3 protein-coding genes are annotated in these 4,765 nt (G+C 38.3%); all 3 read right to left on the bottom strand.

The genetic code is table 11. The features are described 5' to 3' along the window. Positions 1 to 38: 38 nt before the first annotated feature. Positions 39 to 434 (bottom strand): N-terminal phage integrase SAM-like domain-containing protein, encoded by a 396-nt coding sequence (locus tag OCV57_RS14160; protein WP_267302075.1) that lies wholly within the window; start codon positions 432 to 434, stop codon positions 39 to 41. Between the two features lie 243 nt (positions 435 to 677). After that, positions 678 to 3,419 carry a MobP3 family relaxase gene (gene mobP3 / locus OCV57_RS14155; protein WP_267302074.1) on the bottom strand — a complete coding sequence of 914 codons (2,742 nt, stop codon included), beginning with the start codon at positions 3,417 to 3,419 and terminating at the stop codon, positions 678 to 680. 123 nt (positions 3,420 to 3,542) lie between these two features. After that, complete coding sequence (locus tag OCV57_RS14150) at positions 3,543 to 4,451, bottom strand: tyrosine-type recombinase/integrase (protein WP_267302073.1); 909 nt, start codon at positions 4,449 to 4,451, stop codon at positions 3,543 to 3,545. Positions 4,452 to 4,765 lie beyond the last annotated feature (314 nt).

Below are 4,765 nucleotides of genomic sequence, written 5' to 3'. Positions count from 1 at the left end.
ATGGATATTTGTTCCATTTCGGAGAGCTGATTCCATACTTATTTTGCATTTTGGGTAGAAAATGTGTCAAGGGATATTGACAATATCAAAGCGTTGATTTTCGGAGTATTTAACTCACAATATTTTATCTTCTCAAAATACGGAATTATATGCTTAGTCACTATCTTTTCATAACAGCAATAGCTAGACTCCTTAACACGCAGTTTAGCGCTGCCGAGCCATTCAAGCGATAATTCATGCAAGGTTTTACCGCCAACGACAGGTGAATACTTTTCAGAAGTCGTATACGCATAAAGCATCTTTTCTTTAAGCTCTGTAAGATTTCTTGAGTACAGATACCTATACTTCAAGTTTCCGTTATCATCTCTTCCAAACGGAATACGCCCCTCGAAACGTCCGTCTTTTCTCTTGTAAATGTTCATTATATTCTTCATTTTATCGCCCTCCTCGTACTGAAATTCTGACGGCTGAAAACTTTATCAGCCGTGTTTTTTTGATAATTTTTTTTTATTTTGACTTTACAAAAACCATTTGATGTGATATAATGTGCTTAAATTCTATCACATTAGTCAAAATAGCGATCAAAATCGCCTTAAATAGTCTTTCGCAAAGGTGCAGATTTTGCGAAATAAAAACAGCTGATCTATGCATTCACAAGCACAGATCAGCTGTTCTCTTTATTGTATATCCATATGATTTTCGTCTTTCTCTCCCAACTCCATTTTCTTTTTGCGAATAACCCTCATCAGTTTTCTGTCAACTCTGCTTTGTAGGTCTTTACGATCGTTGTCATAACTATCCTGAATACACCTATTAAGACTAACAAACAAACTAAAAATCGTATTTGCAAGCAGGTCATTCTCAAACTTCGATATGTCGACCAGAATAGCCTGTGCATACTCGTTGCCGTCATTTGCAGACTTTGTAAACCATTCGACAGCTTTTTCCTTATCCTTTGTAAGTCCCGCTGCACCGAAAAGATAGATCCTGCCAAGCTGATAACTTGCCCAATGATTTTTGACAGCACAATTCTCAAAATAATTGACAGCTTTTTGTATATCATACTTTTCTTCCTGCAAATACAACTTAGCAAGAGCATACTGCGTGTACTCGTTATCTTCCGCCAAGAGCAAATACTTTTCTGCTTTGTCCAGATTTTGAGGCATTATCTCGCCCTGCAAATAAATTTTGCCTAGTCTGTAACTAGCAATGACATCTCCGCTGTCCGCACACTCGGTAAGCAAGGCTATTCCTTTTTCAATGTCCTGTTCCAAATGCTCTCCTGAAATATATTCAAGGGCAAGAAATCTTTTTGCATTGCTGTTTTTAAGTTTGACAGCTTTCTCAAGCAATTTTACTGCACTATCTGTATTCTGCGGAATGTGTTCACCTATCAAAAGTGCTTTGCCATACTCAAATAAGCCGTTTTTGTTATTCATTTCAGCTGAACATCTGAAGTATTCGATCGCTTTTGTAACGTCTGAGTCTGTTCCAAGTCCAAGCTTAAACATTTGCCCTAATTTGTAAAAGAGATCGTCGTTCGCCATATCATCGTTTTCGATTTTCAAAAATCCCGACAAAGCTTGTTTGTAATATCTCTGTGCTGTATCATTATCTTTGGTTACATACTCTCCATATCTGTACATTTGAGCGATAGAATAAGCCGCATAAGGCTGCCCCTGAGAGGATGCCCTTTGATACCAAAGAAAAGCCTGCGACAGATCTTTCTCCACACCGCTGCCATAGTAATACAGATTTGCAAGGCTAAATTGAGCAAACTTGTTTTTCTGTTTTGCCGATCTTTCAAACCACTCAAAGGCTTTTTCATAGTCCTGCTCCGTACCAAGACCATAGCAAAACATTTTACCTATACGATACTGAACATATGGATTTAATTTCTTTGAGTTTGGTTCTATTTGCAAAAAGCCCTGCAAAGCCTGTGTGTATTTTGCAATAGACATTTCTTCGTTCCTTTCGCCAAGCTTGTTGGTAGAATAAAGCTTTCCAAGATCGTAAACAGCCAAAACATTTCCACGCTGTGATTCAGATAACAAAAGCTGTTCTGCTTTCTTAAAATCATTGAGCTTAGCGTCTTTGCCATAGATAAGCTTGCAGGCTTTTTTGTATTGATCGTTCCATTTGATATAGTGTTTTATTGCCGAAGCCGATTCGTCTGTTTCTTTCTCTTCCAACGGTTCTGCGTCATCAAACAGAGGTGACATATTCTGAGGCGTATTATCAATGTATTCATCATTTGGTTCAGATCCTTCAATTTCAGTATTTGCATCAAATGGTTTCATATTAAGTACTGTACGAATTATCATATTCCGTACAGGCTGAAAAACTTTGTTATCGACTAATTCAGGAAGTTCCGCTTCTTTCTGAGTATACGTCTTGTATTTCAATCGTTCAAGACTGCACCATTTGTCATAGAGCTGCTGTATGTTCTCATCTTTTGCAAGCTCTGAAAATATTTTATTGACGGTTTCCTTTATCTCCATTGGAAGATAGCCGTAAACTTTTTTGCCTTTCACATTCTGTAATTGGATATATAGTTTTCTGATAAGTTCTTCAAGCTGTGGATCTGTATGATCATTACTTGCGATCATATTTACAATACTTTCAAACTCTGTTTTGGATACAGCTTTCAATTCGTCACGGCTTAACGTCTGCTCCTGATAGATTGACTGCAAATCGTCATGGAATATATCGTTTGCAAAAGCTGAACGTATCTGATCTATACCCTTAGCAGTCAAAAATCCCTGCTTTGGATTTGTCGAATAGACAAGCAGATGGATATGCGGATGATGAGTTGTGTCGTGAAAAGCAGCATACCATTTCAGATTGCAAATCGGTATACGCTGAGCATTTGCAATATCGGAAATATGCCTTTTGACAAGCTCACGCCAGGCGTCTGAATTATCAAAGCCAAGCCTTACAGCATCTTCACGGCGAAGTGAAACAACGTGTGACCAAACATTGCCTTTATGTTCAGCTATCTCATTTGCCGCTTGATTCAGAATTATAGGCTCGTCCTTTTCGTTAAACAAGCCGTGCGAACCTCTCTTCTCAACGCCTGGACGCATAGCCATATACCCGACAAAATTCTGTCGATTTCCAACCACGTCAGCATTGCGTTCTACTATTGTGCTTATCAATTCACTGGCATTCTCAATGGTCGGCTCTCTTTCATAGTCCTCATACTCAAGGTATCTTTTGGATTCAGGAAAGTCGTTTATCAGGTCGTTAATAAGCTGCTCTTGATTTTTAGTTGCATTGGCATTTCTGTCAACAAATTTTTGACTTCGTATCTCGACTGTTTCACGGGTAGCAATATACTTTGTATAGTTTCTTCGTTTAGTTTTATTTTTCTGATTTCCGCTTTTCAGATAACGGCTCGTAACGATAAGCTGCGACATTTTACACCTCCTTTATGATAATAAGCACCGCAAAGTTACATTTCACTACATTTCACCAAATAATTTTGACATTTCACAGCACGATGTATTCTTATATGATATAATACTATTAGTTGTAACATATCACTGAAAATCCATTTTGTTTCTTGGGTGCTTGGTCTTTAAGATCTCCTTTTGCTTTGACGATGTAACGTGCGTGTAGATCTGAGTCGTGGTTATCGAGCTGTGCCCCAACATTCTTTGTATGTAACGAATGTCCACATCTTCTTCCAAAAGCAGGGTCGCAAACGAGTGACGGAACATATGGGGCGTTATGTGCATTTCAACACCGCATTGTCTGCAATAGGAACTCAGCATATTCCGCACCGACTGCTCTGTCATTCTTCTGCCGAGCTTATTTACAAAGAAATACCCTGACACGGCAATCTTATCTTCAAAAAGAAGTCTGTACCTTTTAAGTATGCTGAGCACAGCCATATTTTCTACCGGTATAAGGCGTTCTTTTGAACCTTTGCCGTAAAACTTAACGGAGCGTCCTAAAAGATCAACATTTTCCGGTTTAAGAGTACATATCTCAGCAATCCTTGCACCTGTAGCAAAAAGCAATTCAATTACAGCGGCATTTCTGACGGCACATTTCATCTGGTAAGCACTTTTGGCTGAACCTATCTGCTGATAAGAAAAGGAAATTATCTTAGCGATCACGTCGAGAGGTATCGTTTTGGGCAGCAGCACAGGCTCTCTGATCGAAGTTTCGAGCTTATCGAATGGATTAAAATCCATGTAGTCTTGCAGCAAAAGAAAGTGGATAAAAGCTTTTAGAGTAGCAAGCTTACGCTTTACGGTTTTCGGCTTGTACTTTTTATTCAGGCACTCTATGTAATCCCACAATGCTTGTTTGGAAAGCGTATCGGAAAACAGCACATACTGCGAAAGGTCAATTTTGTATGCACGAACAGTTTTGTCGCTAAGCTTTTTATGGTAACGGCAATAATCAAGAAATTGGTCTACAAAAGGTCTATATTCAAACATCAAAACAGCTCCTTAAAATTTTATGAGGCAAAGCAATTTGGTCAACATTCACAAAAAGCACAAAGGCTTGCGAATAAAATTGCTTTTAAACCTACCTTATATTATATCAGAGTTGTTTGCAAACGACAAATTTCGACAATTTGTGAGAATTTACAAAAATCTTGGGATGTGATTGACTTTTATGTGAAAGCATGATATGGTATTATATGTGAGAAGGTTATTGAAGGATAACTATAAATTATCGGAGGTTAAAATGCAGCAGATAATATTAGCGGCAGGCAAAGGCACAAGACTTAATATGCCAGTCACGAACA

It is taken from the genome of Hominimerdicola aceti, from assembly GCF_025567495.1.
GTDB lineage: Bacteria > Bacillota > Clostridia > Oscillospirales > Ruminococcaceae > Hominimerdicola > Hominimerdicola aceti.
This window is presented reverse-complemented; position numbering and strand designations above follow the sequence as displayed.

Coding starts and splice junctions, on each gene's coding strand:
- mobP3 (WP_267302074.1), bottom strand. CDS start 3,419: ATGTCGCAGCTTATCGTTACGAGCCGTTATCTGAAAAGCGGAAATCAG.
- OCV57_RS14160 (WP_267302075.1), bottom strand. CDS start 434: ATGAAGAATATAATGAACATTTACAAGAGAAAAGACGGACGTTTCGAG.
- OCV57_RS14150 (WP_267302073.1), bottom strand. CDS start 4,451: ATGTTTGAATATAGACCTTTTGTAGACCAATTTCTTGATTATTGCCGT.